The sequence below is a fragment of the Streptantibioticus cattleyicolor NRRL 8057 = DSM 46488 genome (genome assembly GCF_000240165.1).
GTDB classification, from domain to species: Bacteria; Actinomycetota; Actinomycetes; order Streptomycetales; family Streptomycetaceae; genus Streptantibioticus; species Streptantibioticus cattleyicolor.
In genome coordinates, this window is record NC_017586.1 from 2,441,263 (window position 1) to 2,464,065 (window position 22,803).

Here is a 22,803-nt window from a genome sequence, read left to right on the forward strand (position 1 = left end):
GCGGGCCGGGTGGCTCAGAAGTTCTCGCTGACCGAACTCTTCGTCGGGTCGTTCTCGTTGGTCCAGGTGTGGCTGTCGTACGGGCCGGGCTTGGGGGCGTTGGGGTCCGAGGTGCCGAGGCCGGAGGTGGAGAAGAGCTTGACGATGTCGTCCTCGGCGGACAGGTAGTTGGCGCCGGCGATCTGGAGCCCGCCGGCGACCCGGGTCAGCAGGCTGCTCTTCTCGCTCGCCTCGTCGCCGCTCTTGCCGTAGAGCGCGGTCAGGCAGGCGTCCAGGCGGTCGAAGAAGTCCTCGGCCTCCTGCTGGGTGCGGCCGGCCCAGCCGAGCTTGAGTTCCTTCAGGGTGGTGAAGATGGTGGTGACGTCGTCGCCGATGTCCTTGAGGTAGGTCTCCACCTCCTTGCCGAAGCTCCGGAGCAATGTGGCGTCCACCTGGATGACGGCGGAGGTCCTGGCGCCGCCCGCGGGGCCGGTGGCGTAGTCGTGCGGGGCGGGATCGATCACCGTCGCCCCCGGTGGTGGCCGCCGGTGTGGTTCCCGGTGTTGTGCTCGTTGTCGCCGATGTTGCGGGTGTTGGTCTCCTCCATGTCGAGGTACTGCTGGTGGGACGCCTTCATGCGGTGCGTCATCTCGTCCAGCAGGTTGTCGAGGTCGCCCATGATGGTGGTGAACTCGGCCTGGAGCTGGGCGAAGGAGTGGGCCGCGGGGCTGTGCCAGACGCTCTCCGCCTCGTTGAACGTCATGTTGATCAGGTTGACGTTGTTGCGGATCGAGGCCGCCCGGGCGCCCACGATCGTGATCGCGTCGCGCAACTGGGCGAGGTCGATCCTCAACTCTTCGAGGGTGATGGTGTTGCCGCTCAACCCGGCGCTCCTTCGCGATCGTGTCAGGGACCACCCGTGGCGGGAGCCTAGGGACGCGGCAGCGGTCCCGTCATTCCCCTCTTCGCGCCGGTGCCCCGTCCCCCGAACTGGGACATGGCGCACGCCACCGGACGCGGCGAGGATGAGCCCCGAGCCCTGCCCTCGGTGGCCGCGCGCCCCGCGCGGGAACGGAGCATCCCGGTGAGCCCGACACCCCACACCACACCGCACGACGCCAAACACGGCCCGCCGCGCGACGACAGCAAGGACGGCCCCGGCGCGGGCGGCGACGGGGACGGTGCGAAGGGCGACCCGCCACAACCCGTGGCCGACCCCGTCCTGGCGGTGATGTGGGGCGACGCCCCGGCGATCACCGGCGACCTCGGCCCCGCCCCGGCAGGCGGCTCCTCCTCCGCCTCGGCCCCCGACCACAACGCATTCAGCGTCGACCTCGGCGGCATCCGCGACGCCGAGAACACCATGCTCGGCGCCGAGCGCACCGCGATCTCCGCCTACGAGTCGGTACGCCAACGGGTGGCCAACGACATCAACGGCGGCGAGGTCTTCGGCCAGCAGGCCACCCAGGGCGGCGAGGAAGCACACGACGAGTTCTTCGCGCCCAGCCAGGGCACACGGCACGTGAACGCGGTCCCGCCCGGCCCCGACCAGCCGATCCGGGACGCGGCCAACGAGTACGCCGCGTACATGAACCCGGCGATGATGGCCGTCCTGCGCGAGATCGCGGACGCCATCGAGAACACCGGCCGCTTCGTCGCCATGCTCAACCGCGCCGGGCAGCTCTACGCCCACGCCGACCAGGAATCCTTCTTCCCCGACCCACCGCCCAACCCCCTGAAGAAATAGCCCCCCCGAACGCCCCCGCCGGGACCCGGCCCCCCTCGGGGCCCGGCGGGGGTTTCTCACGGGCTGCCGGGCGCGCGGCGCCGGCGTACGTGGACGTCGGCGGTGTGCGGGGCGGTGACGACGCTGTGGTCGGGGACGGCGCGTCCCGCCAGGGTGACGCCGCCGGCGACACGGCAGTCGCGGCCGAGAGCGACCCCGGGGCCCAGGCTGATGCCGTTGCCGGTCTGGACCCGGTCTCCGATGAGGGCGCCGAACCGCGGTGTGCCGCAGCGATGGAGCCCGCCGGGGGTGCGCAGGACGATCTCCCGCTCGGGGGCGCTCATGCGGGGGCTCCACATGCTGATGGCCGCGACCGTCAGGTTCGCGGACAGGTGGGCATCGGCTCCGACGAGGGTGCGGTTGATACCGATGCGGTGGCCGAGGATCGTCCGCTCGCCGAGGAACGACCAGGTGACCTCGCAGTTGAAGCCGACCGAGACCCCGGCGCACAGCACGGAGCCGGCGCGGACGGTGGAGAACTCCCACACGCGTACGTGCGGGCCGATGATCACGTCGTCGCCGATGACCGCGGTCGGGTGGATCCGGGCTGTGGGATGGATCCGCTGCGGAAGCCGGGCGAGGGCCTGGCGGTGCCAGTCGGCCCATGCTGCGAGGAAGCCGGCCAGCTCAGTTGTCTCCAGTTGCGCGTACGGGGTGTCGTCGAGCATCCCGTCGGTGGGGACGCCGAGGTAGTCGCCGAGGCGGATGGTGGACATGAAGGGGCCTTTCCGTGTGTGGTCGGTGGCCGGTGCCCAGGGCGGTTAGCATCACCGGCACCGGACCCGAGGAACGGAGTTCATCCGTGCGTCACCCGCGCGTTGGCGTCGCCGTCCTGACCATGGGCACGCGCCCCGCCGAGCTGGCCGCCCTGCTGGAGTCGGTCGCTCAGCAGGACACGGCAGCGGCGCGGGTGGTGGTGGTCGGCAACGGCTCACCGCTGCCGGCCCTCCCCGATCGGGTGACCGGCGTCGAGCTGCCGGAGAACCTGGGCGTCTCCGGCGGCCGTAACGCCGCTCTGGCCGCGCTGAGGGACTTCGGGGACGTCGATGTGGTGGTGGACCTCGATGACGACGGGCTGCTGATCAGCCCGGACGTCTTCACCCGACTCGTGGAGCTGTACGGGTCCGACCCGAGACTGGGCGTCGTGAGCTTCCGCATCGCCGACGAGCGGGGCCGCACCCAGCGCCGGCACGTTCCGCGCCTGCGCGCCGCGGATCCGATGCGCGGCGGGTTGGTGACGACGTTCCTCGGCGGCGGCCACGCGCTGTCGATGCGGATGCTGGAGGAGACCGGCGACTGGCCCGAGCCCTTCTTCTACGCCCATGAGGAGACCGATCTGGCCTGGCGCGCGTTGGACGCGGGCTGGAAGGTGCGGTACGAGCCGGAGTTGGTGCTGCGGCATCCGTGGACCTCGCCGACGCGGCATGCGGTCTTCCACCGCATGGTCGCCCGCAACCGGGTGTGGCTCGCCAAACGGCACCTCCCCGCCCCGCTCGTCCCCGTCTACCTGGGCCTGTGGATCGCGTTGACGGTGGCCCGCACCCGGTCGGCGACGGGCTTGCGGGCCTGGTTCGGCGGGTTCGCCGAGGGCCTGCGCACTCCGTGCCCGCCGCGTCGGCCGATGCGGTGGACCACGGTGTGGCGGATGACCCGCCTGGGCCGTCCGCCGATCGTCTGATCAGGCCGTCGCCGCCTCGCTCTCCGCCCTCAACCAGGCCGGGATCGCCTCGGGGGTGTGCTCCAGCCAGTTCGCGTACCGCGCCACCCCCTCCTCGACCGTCACGGCCGGTTGCCGGCCGAGCACCGATTCCATGCGGTGGGTGGCCGCGTATGGCGTACACGGCCATCGGCCGCAGCGGCGCGTACCCGCACCCGACCACTGCTACCGCGCGCTGCTGGCCGCCGAGAGAGCCGCGCCCCAGGAAGTCCGCCGCGAGTCCGTCCGCACGATGGCCGCCGGACTGATGCGGCACGACCGGACCCTGCCCGGGGTCCGCGCGTTCGTCCGGCGTGTCGGCGCTCTCGGCTGAACCGGGGCGGGGGTTTCTCACGGGCTGCCGGGCGGCTCCGGGACGTCCTGGGGGAGGAGGAGGACGAGGTCGCGGGTGGTGGGGTCGGGGAGGTCGCCGAGGCGGCGGGCGTGGCGTTCGGTCATGCGCTGGAAGAGTTGGCGGGCGCTGCGGCCGTTGCCGAAGCGTTCGTCGCGTTCGACGGTCAGGAAGTAGCCGGCCAGCGCGGTGCGGGTCTCCTCGGCGAGTTCGTAGCGGTGGCGGGTGGCCTGGGCGGCGACGATGCCGACGAGTTCGGCGGGTTCGTAGTCGTCGAAGTAGAGGGTGCGGGTGAAGCGGGAGGCGAGGCCGGGGTTGGCGTCGATGAAGCGGGACATGTCGTCGGGGTAGCCGGCGACGATGACGACCACGTCGTCGCGGTGGTCCTCCATCAGTTTGACCAGGGTGGAGATGGCCTCCTGGCCGAAGTCGGAGCTTTGACCGCGGGGCACCAGAGCGTAGGCCTCGTCGATGAAGAGCACGCCGCCCAGGGCCCGCCGGAAGACCGCGGTGGTCTTGGGCGCGGTGTGGCCGACGTACTCGCCGACGAGGGCGCCGCGGTCGGTCTCGACCAGGTGGCCGCTGCTGAGCAGTCCGAGGGCGGCGAGGATGCGGCCGTAGAGGCGGGCGACGGTGGTCTTGCCGGTGCCGCTGTTGCCGGCGAAGACCAGGTGGCGGCTGAGCGGGGGCGGCGGGAGTCCGGCCTCGGTGCGGCGGCGGACGAGTCGCATGAGGGTGACCAGGGTGCCGACGTCCTGTTTGACGCGGGCGAGGCCGACCAGGGCGTCGAGTTCGGCGAGCAGGTTGTCGAGGGTTTCCGGAACGCTTTCCGGGGCGCTCGCGGGAAGGGCGGCGGGGGCTGCGGTGGCACCCGCGGTGCCGCCCGCGGTGACGGGCACCGGGCCCGTTCCGGCGTCCGGGACGGTGCTGACCGCCACCCGTTCGATCCGGCAGTGCTCGAAGACCGGGGCGGCGTCGTCGGCGGCCTTGAGGTCCTCGTCGGTGTCGTGGATCCGGCAGCCGCGCAGCACCGGGTCGGCCCCGGCACCGGCGTAGACGGCAGGGTAGCCGGTGGCGGTCAGTTCGCACCCCTCCAGCAGCCCGTGGGCGCCGTCGGCGGCGTACAGGCCGTTCTTGCGGGTGCGGGCGATGCGCACGGCGTGGGCTCGGGGGCGGGCGCCGGTCCAGATCACCAGGCCGCTGCCCTCGGTGTCGTCGATGTGGCAGTCGTCGAGGAACGGGGCGCCGCGTTCGCCGACGAAGACGCCGGCCGAGCCGGTGCCGGCCACCCGGGTGGTGGTGACCAGGGCGGTGGTGTCGGCGGCCAGGTCGATGCCGGTGCCGGAGGCGCCTTCGATCCGGCAGTCCTCGATCAGCGGGCGGTGGGCGGTGTCCAGCCGGATCCCGGTGCCGGACTTGGCGATCACGGTGCGCCGGGCGGCGAGGTCGCCGCCGTCCACGCAGATGCCGCACTGCCCGGCGGCCTCGATACGGCTGTCCTCGACGGTGGCGTGGGCGTGGCCGGTGACCCGGACGCCGTGCTGCGGGGTGCCGCGCAGGTCGCAGTGGCGCACGACCGCCTCGGCGGTGCCGGACAGGTGGAGCGCGGTGAAGGCGGTCTCGGTGACGGAGACGTCGGTGAGGGTGAGGCGGGCGTCGTCGGTGAGGTGGACGCCGTTGCCGCGGCAGCGGGTGACGGTGCCGCCGCGGACGTCGGCGTGGGCCCGGCCGCCCAGCGCCAGGCCGGTGTCGGCGGCGTCGGAGACGGTGACGTGGTCGCCACGGAGCCGGGCCTGGCCGGTCAGGACGATCCCGGCGCCGGTGGTGCGGGTGACCTTGGCCCGGGCCAGCGTCAGCCGGGCGGATCCGGTGGCGGCGATGCCGGGGCCGGTGGTGCCGGTGATCTCGCAGCCGTGCAGCAGGACGCCGTCGGCGGCGGAGTCGGGCGAGCCGCTGCCCTGGGGGTCGTCGGGGTCCGGGGCGGTGTCGTCGTCGGCCAGGGGGCGGCCGGCGGTGTCGGTGAGGACGATCCCGGCCTCCCCGGCGCCGTCGACGCGGCAGGAGCGCAGCACCGGGCGGGCCGCCTCGGTGACCCGTACGCCGGATCCGGCGCAACCGATGAACTCGCAGTCCTGGTAGGCGCCTTGGGCGGTGCCGCGCAGCAGCAGGCCGTCGCCGCCGGCGCCGTCCACGCGTACGGCGGTGGCCCGGGGGCGGGCGCCGTGTTCGACGAGGATGCCGGGGCCGGGGGCGTCGCGGACCACGCAGTCGCGCAGGGTGGGGGCGGCGTCCCCGGCGATGTGCAGATGGCCGCCGGTGAACTCGCAGGTGTCGAGGTCGGCGGTGCCGCCGGTGACACTGACCGCGGGGGCGCCGGGGGCGGCGGCGCGGATGGTGACGTCCTTCAGCCGCGGGGCGCCGCCGGGCACGGTGAGGGTGGTGCCGCGGGTGGCGGCGAGGAGTACGGTGCCGGGGCCCTTCTCGGCCACCAGCACCACGTCCCGGTCGAGCACGACGTTCTCGGGGTAGGTGCCCGGGGTCACGGAGATGACGGCACCGGGCTCGGCGGCGCGGACCGCCGAGCCGATGGTGCGGTGGGCCCCCCAGCCCCGGGCGGCCACCCGTAGCGGACGGCCGCTCATGCCTGGGTGCAGGAGAGCCGGACGGGGGCGGCGGCGTGGTGCGCGTGCCGGGTGGCGGAGGTGTAGTCGACCCCGGTGTTGACCATGGTCAGCACGACCGTGCCGCTGGTGACCTCGAAGGCGTCCGGGGTGACCCAGCCGCCGCGGTTGGCCACCTGGGAGATCGTGAAGTCGCCGATGGGCTGGACGTCCCTGCCGAAGGTGTAGTCGTCGCCGTAGAGGAAGTAGTGGGTGGGGTTGCCGCCGACGTACTTGATGTCGGAGTTGTCGGGGACGTAGACGGAGACCCGGCACATCGCGGCGGACGGCTGGGAGCTGTAGCGGAAACGCCACAGCACGCCCTGCGAGTGGTCGTACGAGCCGTTGCTGCCGGACATCGGCTCGGCGAGGTACGTTCCGTCGCCGCAGCCGCCGTAGCCGCCGGTGCTCGACCTGAGCCAGCCGGAGGTGCCCTGGCCGAAGTCGGCGTCCTTGGCGTAGAAGTGGGTCGAGGAGTCCGTGCAGCCGTAGCCGGCGACGGCCGAGTAGGTGACCTGCTTGACCAGGCTGTCGTGGCGGACGGTGTTGGTGGCGCCGGAGCCGGCGGGGTCGTCGGGCGCGGTGGAGGTACCGGCGCCGGAACCGGCCCCGGGTGCGTGCTTGGCGTCCGAAGTGCCGCCTTGGGCAGGGGCGTTGGGGGTGGTCGCGCCGCCGCCGAAGTTCCCGAGGTCCTGAGTGCCGCCGGGCCGGCCGGGGTGGCCGGGGTGGCCGGGGGCGGTGGTGCCGGGGGCGCCGGGGCGTCCGGCGGGGGCGGAGGGGTTCGCCTTGGCGGCGGTGGCCTCGGTGTGCTTGGTGCCGTCGGCGGCGGCGCCCCGGGTGCCGAGGGCGCCGACGACCACGGCACCGAGGGCGACGGCGGCCACCACGCCCGCGGCGACGGCCAGCAGACGCTTGCCGGAACCCCCGCGGTCCCCCTCGCGCCGCACGCCCCCCACGAACGCCGCCACGAACCCGTGCCGGTCCTCGTCCGGCATGGGCCCGGCCCCGCTCCCCCCGGCGCCGCCCCCGGCGGTCGGGCGGGCGAAGATGCGCGGGCCGGGAGTGGAGTCGGAGCCCTCCGGCCGAGCGCCCGGGGTGGACGTGCCGCCGTCGCCGCCCGACGTGGGCGTACCGCCGTTACCGCCCCGGCCGCTCGGCGCCGGGGCGCCGCCCCGCCGGCCCGGGCCGTTGGCCCCGCCCTCACCGCCCGGTGCGGAGGCGCCGCTGGGACCACCCTGGACCGAGGTGCCGCCCTCGCGGGACGGGGACGGGGTACGGGCCGGGTCGGACGGTCCGCCCTTGCCGCCCGCTACGGGCGCACCGTCCCGCCAACTCCGCGCCACGTCAAGCGACTTGGTGCCCTCGGCCGGGACCCCGCCCCGTCCGCCCGGCGCGGACGCGTCGTTCGTGCCGTCCGACGCCGGCGTGCCGCTGTGGCCGTCCGGCACCGGAACGCCGCCACGCCCGGCCCTGCCGGCCTGTGCGGGGGGCCGGCCCGCGCCGCCCGGCGCGGGCACGTCGCTCGTGCCGCCCGGCGCCGCAGCGCCGTCCCGCCCTTCCTGGGCGGGGCTCCCGCCCGCGGCGGGGTGGGTCGTGTCGTTCGCCGGGGTCGGCCGCTCGGCCTCCTCGGGGGTTCCTTGCTGTGCCAACGCGCTCTCCCCATGTCACGTTCCGCCGAGGGTGTCGCCACGGCGTTGGAAACGCACTCAATGCCCGTTCCGGGAATTACCCGGAGAGGAAAAATTCATCACGCAACCATCTGGTGCGTGACGAGAAGTCAATTCTTCGGCAACAGTTGCGGATCAACCTCTCCGGCCTTGGACGGCGGGCCACTTGGCGGCTATACACATCATGCATACTGTTCGCCCACGGGGCAGGCGGTGTGGAGGGGAGAGGCAGAGCTGGTATGTCCGGAACCATCTCGTACATAGCGATCATCGAAGCGCAGAGCCTGGTGCGGCACGGTCTTGAGCGGGTGCTTTCCGCGGATCCGCGGCACGTGGTGGTGAGCGCGGTCACCGATCGCGGGGAGTTCCAGGGGGCCGGGGAGCGGCCGGACGTCATCCTGTACGGGCCGCCACGGGACTGCGCGGAGGAGCCGCGGGAGTCGGTGGCCGAACTGGCCGGGCACGGCAAGGTGCTGGTGATGCACGACTTCCCGGGGTCCTTTTCGGTGCTGGACACCATCCGGGCCGGTGCCCTGGGGTGCGTCACCAAGGAGATCTCGGTGCGTGAACTGCTCGTCGCGGTACGGACGGTGGGCGCGGGGGGCTACCACGTCTCGCCGGAGCTGGCGCCGCGGCTGCACGCCGAGCTGAACCGTCCGGCCCGCCCCGAGCCGCGCGTGCTGGCCCGCCGCGAGCTGGAGACGCTGCGCTGGCTCGCCGACGGCCTGACGCACGGTCAGATCGCGCGCCGGATGGGGCTCACCGAGGCGACCGTGAGCACCTACGTCAAGCGCATCCGCTCCAAGCTCGACGTCGGCAACAAGGCCGACCTGACCCGCACCGCCATCGAACTCGGCCTGCTGCGCTGCGGTGAGCGGCGCACCGCCGTACCCGCCCCGGTGTCCGGCACCGTGGGGTGAACGGCCCTGCCGCGGCGCCCCGTTCACAGGTGCGCCCCCACGCCGACCAGTTGTCCGAAGACGCCGAACCCGGCGAGCATCAGCGGCACGCTCAACGCGCCGACCACCGCGCCCAGGGTGCCGAACCACTCGGGCCGGGCGGAGGCGGGCGTCTCGCGGCGCATCGAACGGCGGAACCCGTAGGCGACCAGCACCAGGCCGACCGCCGACGCCACGGCCTGCCCCGGCCAGCCGGTTCCGGTCAGCCCGGGCAGCCCCACGGTGGCCAGCGTGAACACCCCCACCGCCCCGGCCAGCGCGACCGGGACGACTTCGACGACCACCTTGGCCGCACCGGCCCGCAGCAGCAGCGCCACGCTCAGGCAGCCCGCCATCCCCGCCGCGTACGGCGAGCGGGCGGCGGCCAGCAGCGCCAGCGAGACCGCCAGCGCCAGGGACAAGGCGGTGCCCCACACGGTGAGCAGCGCCATCGCGGTCCGTACCGCGGCCCCCACCTCGTCGTCGGCGCCGCCGTCCGTCCCGCTCCGTGAGCCGCGCCGGAAGGCCACCGCGACCATCCGGCCGACCATCGAGGGGGCCACGGTGAGCAGCGCGAACGCGAGGACGGCCACCACCGTGGCGCACTCGACGGCGTCCGCCCGCGCCACCGCCAGGGCACCCGCCGTCACGGCCGCCACGGCACCGCCGACGAGCACCGCGAAGGTGGTGACCCCGGACGCGGCGGCGTATCCGACGAACGCGCCGAGCAGCACGCCGACCGCGACGGCCGGCACGGTGGGCGTGGCCCCGCCGAGGCCGGCCACCGGGCCGTCGCCCCACTGCGCCACGGTCAGCCCCCAGGCCCCGGCGGCGAAGCACGGCACGGCGGTCAGCGCGAGCGCCACCCGCAGCGGGGCCGCCAGCGGCCAGCGCCGTTCCCGGGCGGTCCAGGCGAGGAACGGCAGCACCACGCCGGTGACCACGCCGGCCGCGCCGGTCAGCCGCGGGGTCACCCCGTGCCGCAGCGCGGGCACCAGCACGGCGGCGACCAGCCACACCACACCGGTGGCGAGCACCGCCGCGGTGCGGGCCGCGGCGTCCCACCGCCGGTCCAGCAGCCTGCCGGAGACCTCGGTGACCTGCTCGGCCACGTCCAGCACCGTGGGCTCGTCGTACTCGCCCTCCAGTACGTCGCGCAGGTGGAGCACCTGGCCGTCGACGACGCCCAGTTCGGCGAGGGAGCGTTCGGGGGCGAACGGCCCGGTGGCGGAGGCGGCCAGCGACCAGGCGGCGGGGAGGACGTCGTTCTCCTCCTGGGCGCACAACGCGGCCAGTTCGCCCACGTAGTCCATGATGGGGGCGTGGGCGGGGACCGCGAGGTCCACCTTGCGCCGTTCGCCGACCACGGTGATCCGGCAGTGATCGTCTGCCATGGCGGGCTGTCGTGTCCTCTCTTCTGCTCTTCTACGCTCGCGCCGCGGCCCGGCCCGGGTCAGCCGTGGTGGCCGCCGCCCGGTGCGCCGTGCGCCCAGGTGCGCATGTTGGCCCACTCGGCCTCGGAGTAGTTCTGGAAGTTGACGTTCATGGCCACCGCGATCTGGCCGAGCACCCCGTCCGGGCCGAACAGGCCCTCGGCGGCGGTGTTCCACTCCTGCTGGAGGCCCTCGTAGTAGGAGGACGCCTGGCTGTTGATCCAGGTCTCGGCGAGCGGCTGGAGCTTGACGATGAGCTGGTGCAGCTCGCCTGCGATCTCGCCGGCCATCTTGTCGATGGTGGGTCCGGCGGAGCCCAGCTCCGACCGGACCATGATGGGGTTGCTCTCGATGTCGGTCACGGCGGACTCCTCAGCTCAGCCTGGCCGGGGCGAGCTCGCCCTGGAGCTTGCGGATGCCGTCCAGGGCCGACTGCTCCGACTGCTCGTAGTTGACGTGCGTGCCACGCAGCCCCGAGGCGATGCCGGTGAGCGCCTGGTGGAGCATGTTGGCGTAGAGGTCGTACTCCTGCATGTAGATCTGGAACGTGTTGTGGGCCACGCCGTGCCAGACGTCCTCCAGGGACTGCACGTACGCCTTGAGCGCGTCGAGCTGTTCCTTGACCAGCTCGGCCGTGGTGTCGCAGGAGGTGGCCGCCTCGCGCACGTACTCGGGGGTGACCTGGAAGCCGGACATCCCGGTGCCGCCGGTCACGTCGTTCGTCGTCATCCGCTCGCCCTTTCGCCACCTGTCACGCGTGGCCAGCCTGGCAGGGGCGGCGAGTCGTCGGGCAGTCCCCTTTTCGGATGTCCCGCCCGCCCGCTCCGGCGTCCGGTGTCCGGGCGCACCCCTACCATGGGACGGGTGACTGGCGTGGCGAACGGACCCGGGGTGGCCGTGGGTGACGAGATGGCGACCGGGGGTGGCCGGGCCGCGGAGGTGCTGCGCCGCGTCTTCGGCTACGAGGCGTTCCGCGGCGAGCAGCAGGCGATCGTGGACCATGTGGTCGGCGGCGGCGACGCGCTGGTGCTGATGCCCACCGGCGGCGGCAAGTCGCTGTGCTACCAGATCCCGGCGCTGGTGCGGGACGGCGTGGGCGTGGTGATCTCCCCACTGATCGCGCTCATGCAGGACCAGGTGGACGCGCTGCGGGCGCTGGGGGTACGGGCCGGTTTCCTCAACTCCACGCAGGACCTGGACGAACGGCGGCTGGTGGAGGCCGAGTTCACCGCCGGTGAGCTGGATCTGCTCTACCTGGCGCCGGAGCGGCTGCGCAGCGAGTCGACGCTGCGGCTGCTGGACGGCGGCAAGGTGTCGCTCTTCGCCATCGACGAGGCGCACTGCGTGGCGCAGTGGGGCCACGACTTCCGCCGCGACTACCTGGAGCTGTCGCTGCTCCACCAGCGGTGGCCGGACGTCCCCCGGATCGCGCTGACCGCCACCGCCACCGACGCCACCCGCCGGGAGATCGCCACCCGGCTGGAGCTGACCGGCGCCCGGCACTTCGTGGCGAGCTTCGACCGCCCCAACATCCAGTACCGCATCACCGCCAAGAACGACCCCAAGCGCCAGTTGCTCGACCTGCTGCGCACCGAGCACCCCGGCGACGCGGGCATCGTCTACTGCCTCTCCCGCGCCTCGGTGGAGAAGACCGCCGAATACCTGGCGGGCAAGGGCGTCGAGGCGCTGCCGTACCACGCGGGGCTGGACGCGCGCACCCGCGCCGAGCACCAGTCGCGGTTCCTGCGCGAGGACGGCCTGGTGATGGTGGCCACCATCGCGTTCGGGATGGGCATCGACAAGCCCGACGTGCGTTTCGTGGCCCACCTCGACCTGCCCAAGTCGGTCGAGGGCTACTACCAGGAGACCGGCCGCGCCGGACGCGACGGGCTGCCCGCCACCGCCTGGCTGGCCTACGGCTATCAGGACGTGGTGCAGCAGCGCCGGATGATCGACACCTCCGAGGGCGACGACGCCCACCGCCGCCGGCTCGCCGCCCACCTCGACGCGATGCTGGCGCTGTGCGAGACGGTCCGCTGCCGCCGCGTGCAGCTGCTGGACTACTTCGGCCAGTCGTCCACCCCGTGCGGCAACTGCGACACGTGTCTGACCCCGCCGGAGTCGTGGGACGGCACGGTGGCCGCGCAGAAGCTGCTGTCGACGGTGTGGCGGTTGAAGCGGGAACGCAACGACGAGTTCGGGGTCGGCCACGTCGTCGACATCCTGCTCGGCCGCAAGACCGCCAAGGTGATCCAGAAGGACCACGACACCCTGAAGGTCTTCGGCGTCGGCGACGACCTCACCGAGGCGGAGTGGCGCAGCGTGGCCCGTCAGCTGCTGGCCCAGCGGCTGCTGGCGGTCAAGGGCGAGTACGGGGTGCTGACGCTGACCGAGGCCGGCGACGAGGTGCTCTTCCGGGGCCGGCAGGTGCCGTTGCGCCGTGATCCGCAGCGGGCGGCGAAGGCGGCGAAGGCGGAGCGCACCGCCAAGCAGCGCCGGGCCGCCTCCGTCGCCGAGGACCTGCCGCCGCAGGCCCAGGAGCTCTTCCAGGAGCTGCGCGCCTGGCGGGCGGCGGCCGCCAAGGAGCAGGGCGTCCCCGCCTACGTCATCTTCCACGACGCCACGCTGCGGGAGATCGCCGCCACCCGGCCGCAGTCCCTGGCCGCCCTCGGCGCGCTCAGCGGCATCGGCGAGAACAAGCTGGCCAAGTACGGGCAGCCCATCCTCGACCTGCTGGCCGGCGCCGGGGACGGCGGGGCCGGCGCGGAGGACGCCCCGCCGGCCGACGAGGACGTTCCGCCGCCCGACGAGGACGCGCAGGAGCCGCTCGACTGGTGAGGCGGCGGCAGATCCGGCGGCCGTGCGGTGTTGGTGCTGGTGTGCCGTCCGGGGCCGGGGTGACCGGTGACGTCCCGGTGTCCGGCGCACGACGGTGATCGGGTGCCGGTTCCGTCCCGTTTCGTCGCGGGACGTAGGGTGACACCTGACGGCCTCCGCACAACCTCACCGGCCCCGATCGGCCGGTCGAACCACGAGGAGCGAACGATGTCCGAGACGACTGCCGACCTCACCCGGCCGGACCGGCTGCCGCAGTGGGAGGCGCTCGGCAAACACCGCCGGGAACTCGGCGGGACCCATCTGCGGAAGCTGTTCGCCGCCGACCCCGACCGGGGTTCGCGCTACACCCTCGACGTCGGCGACCTGCACATCGACTACTCCAAGAACCTGGTGACCGACGAGACGCTGGCGCTGCTGCGGGAGCTGGCCGAGGCCCGCGGGGTGGCCGCGCTGCGGGACGCGATGTTCCACGGCGAGAAGATCAACATCACCGAGGACCGGGCCGTGCTCCACACCGCGCTGCGTTCCCCGCACGACGTGGTCGTCGAGGTGGACGGCCACAACGTGGTGCCCAAGGTGCACTCGGTGCTCAACAAGATGTGCGTCTTCGCCGAGCGGGTCCGCGGCGGCGACTGGACCGGCCACACCGGCAAGCGCATCCGCAACGTCGTCAACATCGGCATCGGCGGCTCCGACCTGGGCCCGGCCATGGCCTACGAGGTGCTGCGCCCGTACACCCGGCGGGACATGACGTTCCGTTTCGTCTCCAACGTCGACGGCGCCGACCTGCACGAGGCGGTGCGCGACCTGGACGCCGAGGAGACGCTGTTCATCATCGCCTCCAAGACGTTCACCACCGTGGAGACCATCACCAACGCCACGGCCGCCCGCCGTTGGCTGCTGGAACGGCTCGGCGGCGACCAGGCGGCGGTGGCCAAGCACTTCGTGGCGCTCTCCACCAACGCCGAGAAGGTCACCGAGTTCGGCATCGACCCGGACAACATGTTCGAGTTCTGGGACTGGGTCGGCGGCCGTTACTCCTACGACTCGGCCATCGGCCTCTCCCTGATGATCGCCATCGGCCCGGACCACTTCCGGGAGATGCTGGCCGGCTTCCACCTGGTCGACGAGCACTTCCGCACCGCGCCGCCGGAGGAGAACGCGCCGCTGCTGCTGGGCCTGCTCGGCGTCTGGTACGGCAACTTCTGGGACGCCCAGTCGCACGCCGTCCTCCCCTACAGCCACTACCTGTCCCGCTTCACCGCCTACCTCCAGCAGCTCGACATGGAGTCCAACGGCAAGTCGGTGGACCGCCAGGGCAACCCGGTGGAGTGGCAGACCGGTCCGGTGGTGTGGGGCACCCCGGGCACCAACGGGCAGCACGCGTACTACCAGTTGCTGCACCAGGGCACCAAGATGATCCCGGCGGACTTCATCGGCTTCGCCGAGCCGGTGGCCGAACTCGGCGAGCTGGCCGGCCAGCACGACCTGCTGATGGCCAACTTCTTCGCGCAGACGCAGGCGCTGGCGTTCGGCAAGACCCCGGAGGAGGTGGCCGCCGAGGGCGTGCCGGCCGACCTGGTGGCGCACAAGACGTTCCGCGGCAACCACCCGACCACCACCATCCTGGCCAAGGAGCTGACCCCCTCGGTCCTCGGCCAGCTCGTCGCCCTCTACGAGCACAAGGTGTTCGTGCAGGGCGCGATCTGGGACATCGACTCCTTCGACCAGTGGGGCGTGGAGCTGGGCAAGGTGCTCGCCAAGCGCCTGGAGCCGGTGCTGACCGACGGCACCGGCGGCGAGGCGCTGGACAGCTCGACGGCGGCGCTGGTGCGCCGTTACCGCACGCTGCGCGGACGCTGAGCGCGTCCCGGCGGCCCGGCTCCGGCACGACGGGGGCCGGGCCGCCGGATAATCCCGGGTATGACCGGGTCGATCCTGCGCCGCGCGCCGGGGGCGGCATGGCGCTATCTGCGGGCCGCCCCGGGCACCTTCGTCTGGCTGGCGGTCCTGCTGGCCACCACACGTCTGGTGCACCACTTCCCGCCGGGCTTCCGGGACCGTTTCCTGGAGCACCGCTCCACCAACGTCCACAACCTGTGGAGAACCCCGGTGCGGGTGCTGGTGGCCAGCGCGCTCTACCTGGACGGCGGCGGCTGGCCGCTGTACTTCGTGCTCTACAACCTCTTCCACGTCCCGGTGGAGCGCTGGCTGGGCACCTGGCGCTGGCTCGGCGTCGCCGCCGTCGCCCACGTGGGGGCCACCTACCTCAGCGAGGGTCTGGTACTGCTGGCCGTCCGCACCGGGTACGCGCCCCACTCGGCGCTCTTCACCCGGGACATCGGCGTCAGCTACGCGCTCGCCGGGGTGCAGGGCGCGCTCACCCACCGGCTGCCGCGCCCGTGGCGGTACGGATACCTGGCGTGCCTGCTGGGGGTGTACGGCTTCGCGCTCGCCGCCGACCGCACCTTCACAGGCGTCGGCCATCTGACCGCGGCGCTGCTGGGGCTGGCCTGCGTCCCGGCGGCCCGGTGGTCGGCACGGCGGTACGGAACGCGACGGCCGCGGTCCGACGATCGGACCGCGGCCGGCTGAGGCGGGCCGGACCGGGTCGCCCCGGTCCGGCGGGCCGTCAGAAGTTGCCCAGCTTGTCGAAGAACCCGGGCGCGTTCAGGGCCGACTGGAGGACGGCGGGCACCTGGGTGGCGGCCGGGCCCGCGCCGAAGCTCAGCGTGCCGATGGCGGTGCCGGCCTTGGCCTGGTGCGGTACGCCCTTACCGTTCGCGGTGAGCGACAGCTTGGCCCGCATCCCCGGCCAGCCGACCGCCGACAGGTCGCCGCCGGCCACCACCGCCGTCCGGCCGCCGAGGCCGTCGTCCACGTACCCGACGACCTGGCCCTTCTTGATCACCTGGGCGGAGGTGAGACCGCTCTGGACCTGGGTGATGACCTTCTCGCTGGCCGCGATGGCCTTCTGGAGGCTGGCGTCCGGCGAGTAGCCGCTCTGCTGGCCCATCACCGCGCCGAGGATCAGCTGCGGCTTGCCGTCGATGGTGCGCCGCGCGGCCCACAGCAGGTTGCCGCCGGCCGGGGTGCTGGAGCCGGTCTTGATGCCCAGCATGCCGGTGATCTTGGTGAGCAGGCTGTTGTTGTTGTAGATCCGCCCCGGCAGCCCCGGGATGTCCGCCTGCGGCATCGCCACCACGTCACGGAAGACCGCGTCGCCCATGACCGCCTGGGCCAGCTTGATCTGGTCCAGCGCGGTGCTGCGGGTGCCGGCGTCCAGGCCGCTGGGGTCGGTGTAGGTGGTGTCGGCCATGCCGAGCTGCTTGGCGGTGTCGTTCATCTTCTTCACGAACGCCGCGTCCGTCCCGGAGTCCCAACGGCCCAGCAGCCGCGCGACGTTGTTCCCGGACGGGATCATCAGCATCTCGAGCATCTGGTGCTCGGTGAACTGCTGGCCCTTGTGCACCGGCACCCGGGACTCGTCGGCGTTGTGCGCCTCCTTGTCCGCCTGGTCGTCCACGGTGATCTTCGGGCCGGGCTGGTCGCCCTTGAGCGGGTGGTCGCGGAGCACCAGGTAGGCGGTCATGGTCTTGGCCATGCTGGCGGTCGGCGCGGGCTTCTGGGCGCCGTACGTGCCCACCACACCGAGGCCCGCCACCGCCACCGCCGCCTGACCCTCGCTCGGCCACGGAGGCGTGAACGGGCCGCCCTGGATCGTGTACGACGGCGTGGCGGTCAGCTTCAGCTCCGGCGTCGGCAACGGGCGCACGGCCTGCACCACGCAGAAGACGATCACCAGCAGGGCGACCAGCGGCGTCCAGATCTTCACCCGCCGAACGACCGTACGCAGCAACGTTTCCGGCGGCGGCGGGGTGTTGGTCAGCTCCGCGAGGAGCTTCAGCGGATCCGGGGGCAACGGCTGCTGCCGGGTGCGCTCGCGTTCCTCCGGCGCGGTCGCCGTGCCGGAGGACTTCTCCGAGGCCGCCGCGGCCTCCGCCGTCGCCTTGCCCCACGGCGCGGGAGCCGCCCCGAACCCGGCCGACTTGTCCGACGAGGAGCCGGTCTTGGCGGGGGTCTCCGTCTTGGCGGCGGGAGTCTCCGCCTTGGGGGCGGGGGCTTCCGCCTTGGCGGACGCGGCCGGCGCGGGGGCGGCCGGCTTGCCCTCGGGGGTGGCCGGCTTGGCCGCCGGGGCCTCCGTCTTCGCCGGAACGTCCGCCGTCGCCGGGGCCTCCGGCTTGGCGGGCGCGGACGACTCGGAGGCAGCCGCCTTGCCCCAGGGTGCCGGGGCCTTCCCGAACCCGGCCGGCTTGTCCGACGAGGGGTCGGGCTCGGCGGGGGTCTCCGACGCGTCCGCCTTGTCCGCCGGGGCCTCGGGCTTGCTCGACGCGGCCGGTTCGTCCGCCGGGGTGGCGGGCTTCGCGGAGGCGTCCGCGGTCTCGTCCCCGTCCTCGTCCTCGTCCTTGGCCGGCTCCGGGGCCGAAGGCTTCCCGGTGTCGTCGGCGGCGTCCTCGGCCGGGGCCGGATCCGCCGACGGCTCGGGGGCGTCGGCGGCGGACTTCGTGGCGGGCACGTCCGGCGACGTAGCCTCCTCGGGGGCGGCCGTACGCCCTTCGCCGGACGCCGCTACGCCGTCCGGCGTAGATTCGTCCGCCGTCGCCACTGCCGACACCTTGCGGGTGACCTCCAGGCGCGGATCGCTCGTGAGCCCCGCCCGTGCCGTCGTCTCCCCCAACGACTCCTGGTGCCCCGCCTTGCCGGGGGAATCACCCGCCACCCAAACCTCCCGTACACATCAGGCAGGGCGCCGTACCGTGGCGCCCCGCGTGTTTGCCCGTACACCAGTGTCCCCTGTGGCGGCCGTGCGACCGGCTCCAGACCCGCCGACGGCGCCACCCGGGCTTCGCCGGCCGCGCCGCGCCCCTCCGGTACCGCCGCCCACCCGCTAGACGAGAACGACATACCTACCGGTTCCCGCCGATATGGAAAAGGCACTCTCGACACATCGCTGTGGCAGGCGTCACCCTGTCATTCATCCACGCGGGGAGGCATGGATGGGCAGGAGCCGCAGAACGATTCCGGAGGAGCTATTGCTGCTCGCCCTGGACCCGGCCACCGGGACCACGGCACAGCCGCAGTCGCTCGACCTTGGTCTTGCCGGAGCGCAGCTCGTGGAGCTGGCGCTGGCGGGACGGATAGCCCCGGACGGGGATCGTATCGCCGTGGTGCATCCACGGCCGACAGGAGATCCGACCCTGGACAGCGCGCTGGAGCTGCTGCGCCGGCGCGGCAGCCCGGTACGGGCGGTCCACTGGATCGGCGGGCCCCGGCTGGGGCTGCGCCAGACGTACCTCGCGCACCTCGAACGGTGCCACATGGTGCACGCCGTACCCGGGCAGATGTGCGGGGTGCTGCCGACCACCCGGTACCAGGCGACCGACAGCGCGGTCAGCCGGGAGATCCGGGCCCGGCTCGACAGCGCGATCCGCACCGGCGTGCCGCCGGACCCCCGGACCGCGGCACTGGCCGCGCTGGCCCACGCCGTGGGGCTCGGCAAGCACCTCTACCCCGGCAACGAGGGCCGCTCGTCGCGGTCCCGGCTGCGCGATCTGATCAGGTACGACCCAATGGGCGGCCTGGTGGCGCACGCCGTGATGGACGTGCAGAACGGGGTCGCGGTCCCACCGCGCCGTCCGCCCGCCCAGGCGCGCGGCGCCGGCCGGGGAATGGCCAGGGCCGGGCTGCGCTGAGCGCCCCGGGACCGTACGCACCGCGGGGCCCGGAAAAGACGTCGTACCCGGAGCGGGGCGGCGGACCGGTCACGTACCGGTCCGCCGCCCCGCGCGGCGATTGCGGCCATTCGCCAGCGCGGCGATGACGGATAGTGGCACGCTGCTGACCGGCAGTACACCGGTAGTACAAGAGCAGTCCCTGTTCGGAGGTGCGGTGCGGTGGCGTCCAACGTCAATCCCACGGTCAGGCGGCGCCGACTGGGGTCGGAACTGCGGAAGTTGCGCGAGCAGAAGGGGATGACGGCGGAGGAGGTGGCGGCCCGGCTGCTGGTCTCCCAGTCCAAGATCAGCCGGCTGGAGAACGGCCGCCGCAGCATCAGCCAGCGGGACGTGCGCGACCTGTGCGGGGTCTACGGGGTCGAGGACCTGCGCATCGTCGAGTCGCTGATGCAGATGGCCAAGGAGTCGCGGCAGCAGGGCTGGTGGCACGCGTTCGGCGACGTGCCGTACAGCATCTACATCGGGCTGGAGACCGACGCGGCGTCACTGCGGGTGTACGAGCCGCAGATCGTGCCTGGGCTGCTCCAGACGAAGGGGTACGCCGAGGCGGTGATCGCCGGCAGCCTGCCGGAGGCCGGCCGCGAGCAGGTCGACAAGCGGGTGCACGTCCGGCTGCGGCGGCAGGACCGGATCCTCGACGAGTCGGGGCCGCTGCGGCTGTGGGCGGTGGTCGACGAGGCGGCGCTGCGCCGGGTGGTGGGCAACCACGCCGTGATGCGCGAGCAACTGGCGCATCTGCTGGAGCTGGGCGCGCTGCCCAACGTCACCGTGCAGCTGCTGCCGTTCGCTGCGGGCGCCCATCCGGGGCTCAACGGGCAGTTCACCATCCTGGAGTTCGCCGACGCCACCGACGCCAGCGTGGTCTACCTGGAGGGCGTCACCAGCGACCTGTACCTGGAGAAGGACACCGACGTCCACACCTACAGCATGATGTACGAGCATCTGCGGGCCCAGGCGCTCAGCGCCGAGCAGACCCGGCAGTTCATCGCCGAGGTGGCCGACGGCTACACCGACTGAGCCGACCCGCACCGAACGGCCGGGCATGGTACGCCTGGGTCGGGTGGGCGTGCAGGGCTGATAGCGAATATGCCATCCGTACGAGTGAACGAGCCCACGGCGTCACGCGGGTGCCGAGTAGCGTCGAATCCGTCTTCTGGGGCAGGCGATGGCACGCGGCGCGTCCATGGCCTGCGCACTTGCCCTACGCACAGACCGGAGCCGAAACATGGGAATCAAGCTGGGCAGCACGCACGCGTGGACCAAGTCGTCGCACTCGGGCGGCAACGGCGCCTGCGTCGAGGTGGCCTCCCCCGCGACGCACACGGTGGCGGTACGCGACTCCAAGGACCCGCAGGGCCCTTCGCTCGCCTTCTCCCCCGCGTCGTGGTCGGCGTTCGTCACCGCCGTTGAGGCCGGGGACTTCGACCGCGGCTGATCCGACCCGCCCGCGTCACCGCGGGCACCGTACGTCCGCCGGAGCCCTCTCGACTGGTCCGCCGTCCCGGCCGAGGGGGCTCGCCGGTGTCCGGGGCCGCGATAACCGTGGTCATCGACGGGCGGCAGCGGGCCGGCCAACCCGCCTCGGCACCGGGCACGTTCCGGCGTCCGGCGGGTAGCCGAGCGCCATGGACGACATCCTCGTGGGAACCTGCTCGTGGACCGACCCGGCGCTGACGGCCAGCGGCTGGTACCCGCCGTCCGCCCGGGATCCGGAGAGCCGGCTGCGCCACTACGCCGCCCGCTTCCCGGTCGTCGAGGTGGACGCCACGTACTACGCGCTGCCGAGCGTCCGCAACAGCCGGTTGTGGGTGGCGCGCACACCCGCCGGGTTCGTCTTCGACGTCAAGGCCTTCTCGCTGCTGACCGGGCATCCGACCCGGGTCGCGGCGCTGCCGCCCGCGTTGCGTCCGCCGGGCGCGGCGCCGGACCGCCGGCTGCGTCCGCAGGAGGTTCCGGCGGCGGTGACCGGGGAGTTGTGGCAGCGGTACCTGGGCGCGCTGGAGCCGTTGCGGGAGGCCGGGCGGCTCGGCGCGCTGCTGTTGCAGTTCCCGCCGTGGCTGGCGCCCGGGCCGCGCGCGGAGGCGTTCCTGGCCCGGTGCCGACAGCGGACCGAGGGGTGGCCGGTGGCCGTGGAGTTCCGGCACCGCGACTGGTGGGCGCCGCAACACCGGGAAAACACCGCCGAGTTGCTGGCCGGGGCGGGGATGACCGCGGTGGCCGTGGACACCGTGCAGGGGCTGCCCGACTCGTTGCCGCCGGCCGCCGTGGTCACCCGGCCGGAGCTGGCCGTGGTCCGCTTCCACGGCCGCAGCCCGGCCTGGGCGCACGGCGGCAAGGAGGACCGGTTCCGGCACGAGTACACCCGGGCCGAACTCGCCTCCTGGCTGCCCGCGGTACACCGGCTCGCCGACCGGGCCGACCAGGTCCACGTGCTCTTCAACAACTGCTGCGGGGACGCCGCGGTCCGCTCGGCGGCGCTGATGGAGGCGCTGCTGGCCGGGCGGGTGGCGCCGCCGTCCGGGGCGGCCGTGGAAGCCGCCACCAGGCGGTGAGCTCAGGCGCCGGGGTAGCGGTCCAGCCACGCCTGGACGGCCATCCCCGGCCCGTGCAGCGCCGACGCCTGGGTCATCTCCATGGCGAAGTCGTCGGCGAGTTGCAGGATCGCGCCGCGCCCCTCCAGCGCCACCAGCCACGCCGGGGGGAGCGCCGTCTCACCGTGCTGCACGCCCAGCAGGTTGCCGCAGATCGAGCCGGTGGAGTCGCTGTCGCCGGAGTGGTTGACGGCGAGCAGCAGCCCGTGCCGGACGTCCTCGGCCACCAGCGCGCAGTACACGCCGATGGCCAGCGCCTCCTCGGCCGTCCACCCCTGCCCCAGCGACTCCACCCGCTCCGGCCCCGGCAGGCCCTGCCGTACCGCGCCCAGCGCCCGTTGCAGCGCCTCGGTGGTCTCCTCGTGCCCGGGGTGGGCGGTCAGCTGGGCGAGGGCGCGCTGCACGGCGGCGTCCAGCGGCTCGCCCTTGGCCAGCGCGTGCACGATCAGCGCGAAGGCGCCGGCCGCGAGGTACGCGGTGGGGTGGCCGTGGGTCTGCGCGGCGCACTCCACGGCGAGTTGGAAGACGAGTTCCGGCTCCCACCCGACCAGCAGCCCGAACGGGGCGGAACGCATCACCGTGCCGCACCCCTTGGAGCCGGGGTTCTTCGGCTCGGCGAGGGTGCCCATCCGGTCGTCGCCGAGGCCGGACAGGCAGGCCATGCCCGGTGCCCGGCGCGAGTAGAGCCACTCCTCGCGGGCGAGCCACCCCATGTCCTTGCGGCGCTCGTCCGGCCCCCAGTCGTGCTGGGTGGCCGCCCAGCGCAGATAGGCGCGGTGCACGTCGGTCGGCGGGTGCCAGGCACCGGTGTCCCGGCGCACGTGCGCCCGGATCAACCCGTCCACCGTGAACAGCGTCATCTGGGTGTCGTCGGTGATCGCCCCCCGGCGGCCGAAGGCGGGTACGTAGTCGGTGACGCCCTGGTCTCCGTGGTTGGCCCGGATCGACTCCAGCGAGTCGAACTCCACGCCGGCCCCGAGCGCGTCGCCGATCGCACCGCCCAGCAGGCAGCCGCGGACCCGGCTGCGGAAGTCCTGCTGCTGCGCCCGCCCCCATATCTCGCTCACC

General features: G+C 73.3%; 22 protein-coding genes. 11 read left to right on the plus strand and 11 right to left on the minus strand.

What is annotated here, in order from left to right:
* Positions 1-14 precede the first annotated feature (14 nt).
* Together SCATT_RS10825 and SCATT_RS10830 are read right to left on the minus strand one after the other, a co-directional pair.
* Positions 15-503, minus strand: a complete 489-nt coding sequence (locus SCATT_RS10825; protein WP_014143063.1) for a WXG100 family type VII secretion target — start codon at positions 501-503, stop codon at positions 15-17.
* On the minus strand, positions 500-862 hold the full coding sequence (locus tag SCATT_RS10830; RefSeq protein WP_014143064.1) for a WXG100 family type VII secretion target: 363 nt from the start codon (positions 860-862) through the stop codon (positions 500-502). The genes SCATT_RS10825 and SCATT_RS10830 overlap by 4 nt, the downstream gene beginning before the upstream one ends.
* A gap of 201 nt (positions 863-1,063) precedes the next feature.
* On the opposite strand from SCATT_RS10830, the gene SCATT_RS10835 reads away from it, so the two are divergent.
* A complete protein-coding gene (locus tag SCATT_RS10835) occupies positions 1,064-1,726 on the plus strand; it encodes a hypothetical protein (protein WP_014627835.1) in 663 nt (220 codons plus the stop codon).
* Positions 1,727-1,782: 56 nt separating this feature from the next.
* Here the strand turns inward: SCATT_RS10835 and SCATT_RS10840 are convergent, their stop codons facing one another.
* Positions 1,783-2,481, minus strand: coding sequence for an LbetaH domain-containing protein (locus SCATT_RS10840; protein ID WP_014143066.1), 699 nt, complete (start codon positions 2,479-2,481; stop codon positions 1,783-1,785).
* 86 nt (positions 2,482-2,567) lie between these two features.
* Between SCATT_RS10840 and SCATT_RS10845 the strand changes: the two genes are divergently transcribed.
* The gene (locus tag SCATT_RS10845; protein WP_014143067.1) at positions 2,568-3,443 is read left to right on the plus strand and encodes a glycosyltransferase family 2 protein; all 876 of its coding nucleotides are present in this window, start codon (positions 2,568-2,570) and stop codon (positions 3,441-3,443) included.
* On the opposite strand, the gene SCATT_RS40290 is transcribed toward SCATT_RS10845, so the two are convergent.
* Entirely contained in the window at positions 3,444-3,578 is a 135-nt protein-coding gene (locus tag SCATT_RS40290; RefSeq protein WP_265736683.1) for a hypothetical protein, read from the minus strand.
* Between the two features lie 7 nt (positions 3,579-3,585).
* Here SCATT_RS40290 and SCATT_RS10850 point away from each other — a divergent pair, with 7 nt between their 5' ends.
* Complete coding sequence (locus SCATT_RS10850; RefSeq protein WP_231905066.1) at positions 3,586-3,795, plus strand: hypothetical protein; 210 nt, start codon at positions 3,586-3,588, stop codon at positions 3,793-3,795.
* Between the two features lie 17 nt (positions 3,796-3,812).
* Here SCATT_RS10850 and SCATT_RS10855 read toward each other — a convergent pair whose 3' ends face one another.
* Together SCATT_RS10855 and SCATT_RS40295 are read right to left on the minus strand one after the other, a co-directional pair.
* Positions 3,813-6,455 (minus strand): right-handed parallel beta-helix repeat-containing protein, encoded by a 2,643-nt coding sequence (locus SCATT_RS10855; protein ID WP_014143069.1) that lies wholly within the window; start codon positions 6,453-6,455, stop codon positions 3,813-3,815.
* Positions 6,452-7,468 (minus strand): hypothetical protein, encoded by a 1,017-nt coding sequence (locus tag SCATT_RS40295; protein ID WP_157894827.1) that lies wholly within the window; start codon positions 7,466-7,468, stop codon positions 6,452-6,454. Before SCATT_RS40295 ends, SCATT_RS10855 begins: the two co-directional genes overlap by 4 nt.
* Positions 7,469-8,379: 911 nt before the next feature.
* Between SCATT_RS40295 and SCATT_RS10865 the strand changes: the two genes are divergently transcribed.
* A complete protein-coding gene (locus SCATT_RS10865) occupies positions 8,380-9,060 on the plus strand; it encodes a response regulator transcription factor (RefSeq protein ID WP_014143071.1) in 681 nt (226 codons plus the stop codon).
* Positions 9,061-9,083: 23 nt separating this feature from the next.
* On the opposite strand, the gene SCATT_RS10870 is transcribed toward SCATT_RS10865, so the two are convergent.
* The 3 genes from SCATT_RS10870 to SCATT_RS10880 are packed head-to-tail and all read right to left on the minus strand — an operon-like array spanning position 9,084 to position 11,240.
* Positions 9,084-10,472 (minus strand): EsaB/YukD family protein, encoded by a 1,389-nt coding sequence (locus SCATT_RS10870; protein WP_014143072.1) that lies wholly within the window; start codon positions 10,470-10,472, stop codon positions 9,084-9,086.
* 59 nt (positions 10,473-10,531) lie between these two features.
* Entirely contained in the window at positions 10,532-10,873 is a 342-nt protein-coding gene (locus SCATT_RS10875; protein WP_014143073.1) for a WXG100 family type VII secretion target, read from the minus strand.
* Positions 10,874-10,883: 10 nt separating this feature from the next.
* Entirely contained in the window at positions 10,884-11,240 is a 357-nt protein-coding gene (locus SCATT_RS10880) for a WXG100 family type VII secretion target (protein WP_014143074.1), read from the minus strand.
* A gap of 126 nt (positions 11,241-11,366) precedes the next feature.
* On the opposite strand from SCATT_RS10880, the gene recQ reads away from it, so the two are divergent.
* From recQ to SCATT_RS10895, 3 genes are all read left to right on the plus strand, one after another.
* Positions 11,367-13,349 (plus strand): DNA helicase RecQ, encoded by a 1,983-nt coding sequence (recQ, locus tag SCATT_RS10885; protein WP_078590689.1) that lies wholly within the window; start codon positions 11,367-11,369, stop codon positions 13,347-13,349.
* A 207-nt stretch (positions 13,350-13,556) separates the two neighbouring features.
* Positions 13,557-15,212 (plus strand): glucose-6-phosphate isomerase, encoded by a 1,656-nt coding sequence (pgi, locus tag SCATT_RS10890; protein ID WP_014143076.1) that lies wholly within the window; start codon positions 13,557-13,559, stop codon positions 15,210-15,212.
* A 60-nt stretch (positions 15,213-15,272) separates the two neighbouring features.
* Complete coding sequence (locus SCATT_RS10895) at positions 15,273-15,944, plus strand: rhomboid-like protein (RefSeq protein WP_014143077.1); 672 nt, start codon at positions 15,273-15,275, stop codon at positions 15,942-15,944.
* A 37-nt stretch (positions 15,945-15,981) separates the two neighbouring features.
* Here the strand turns inward: SCATT_RS10895 and SCATT_RS10900 are convergent, their stop codons facing one another.
* A complete protein-coding gene (locus SCATT_RS10900; protein ID WP_014143078.1) occupies positions 15,982-18,129 on the minus strand; it encodes a D-alanyl-D-alanine carboxypeptidase in 2,148 nt (715 codons plus the stop codon).
* 277 nt (positions 18,130-18,406) lie between these two features.
* Here SCATT_RS10900 and SCATT_RS10905 point away from each other — a divergent pair, with 277 nt between their 5' ends.
* From SCATT_RS10905 to SCATT_RS10920, 4 genes are all read left to right on the plus strand, one after another.
* Positions 18,407-19,102 (plus strand): GOLPH3/VPS74 family protein, encoded by a 696-nt coding sequence (locus tag SCATT_RS10905; RefSeq protein ID WP_014143079.1) that lies wholly within the window; start codon positions 18,407-18,409, stop codon positions 19,100-19,102.
* Between the two features lie 201 nt (positions 19,103-19,303).
* Positions 19,304-20,161: a helix-turn-helix domain-containing protein gene (locus SCATT_RS10910; RefSeq protein ID WP_014627841.1), complete on the plus strand. Its 858-nt coding sequence runs from the start codon at positions 19,304-19,306 to the stop codon at positions 20,159-20,161.
* Between the two features lie 208 nt (positions 20,162-20,369).
* Positions 20,370-20,579, plus strand: a complete 210-nt coding sequence (locus tag SCATT_RS10915; protein WP_014143081.1) for a DUF397 domain-containing protein — start codon at positions 20,370-20,372, stop codon at positions 20,577-20,579.
* A 190-nt stretch (positions 20,580-20,769) separates the two neighbouring features.
* Positions 20,770-21,696 carry a DUF72 domain-containing protein gene (locus SCATT_RS10920; RefSeq protein ID WP_014143082.1) on the plus strand — a complete coding sequence of 309 codons (927 nt, stop codon included), beginning with the start codon at positions 20,770-20,772 and terminating at the stop codon, positions 21,694-21,696.
* A gap of 2 nt (positions 21,697-21,698) precedes the next feature.
* On the opposite strand, the gene SCATT_RS10925 is transcribed toward SCATT_RS10920, so the two are convergent.
* A complete protein-coding gene (locus tag SCATT_RS10925; RefSeq protein WP_014143083.1) occupies positions 21,699-22,802 on the minus strand; it encodes an ADP-ribosylglycohydrolase family protein in 1,104 nt (367 codons plus the stop codon).
* Position 22,803: the final 1 nt, after the last annotated feature.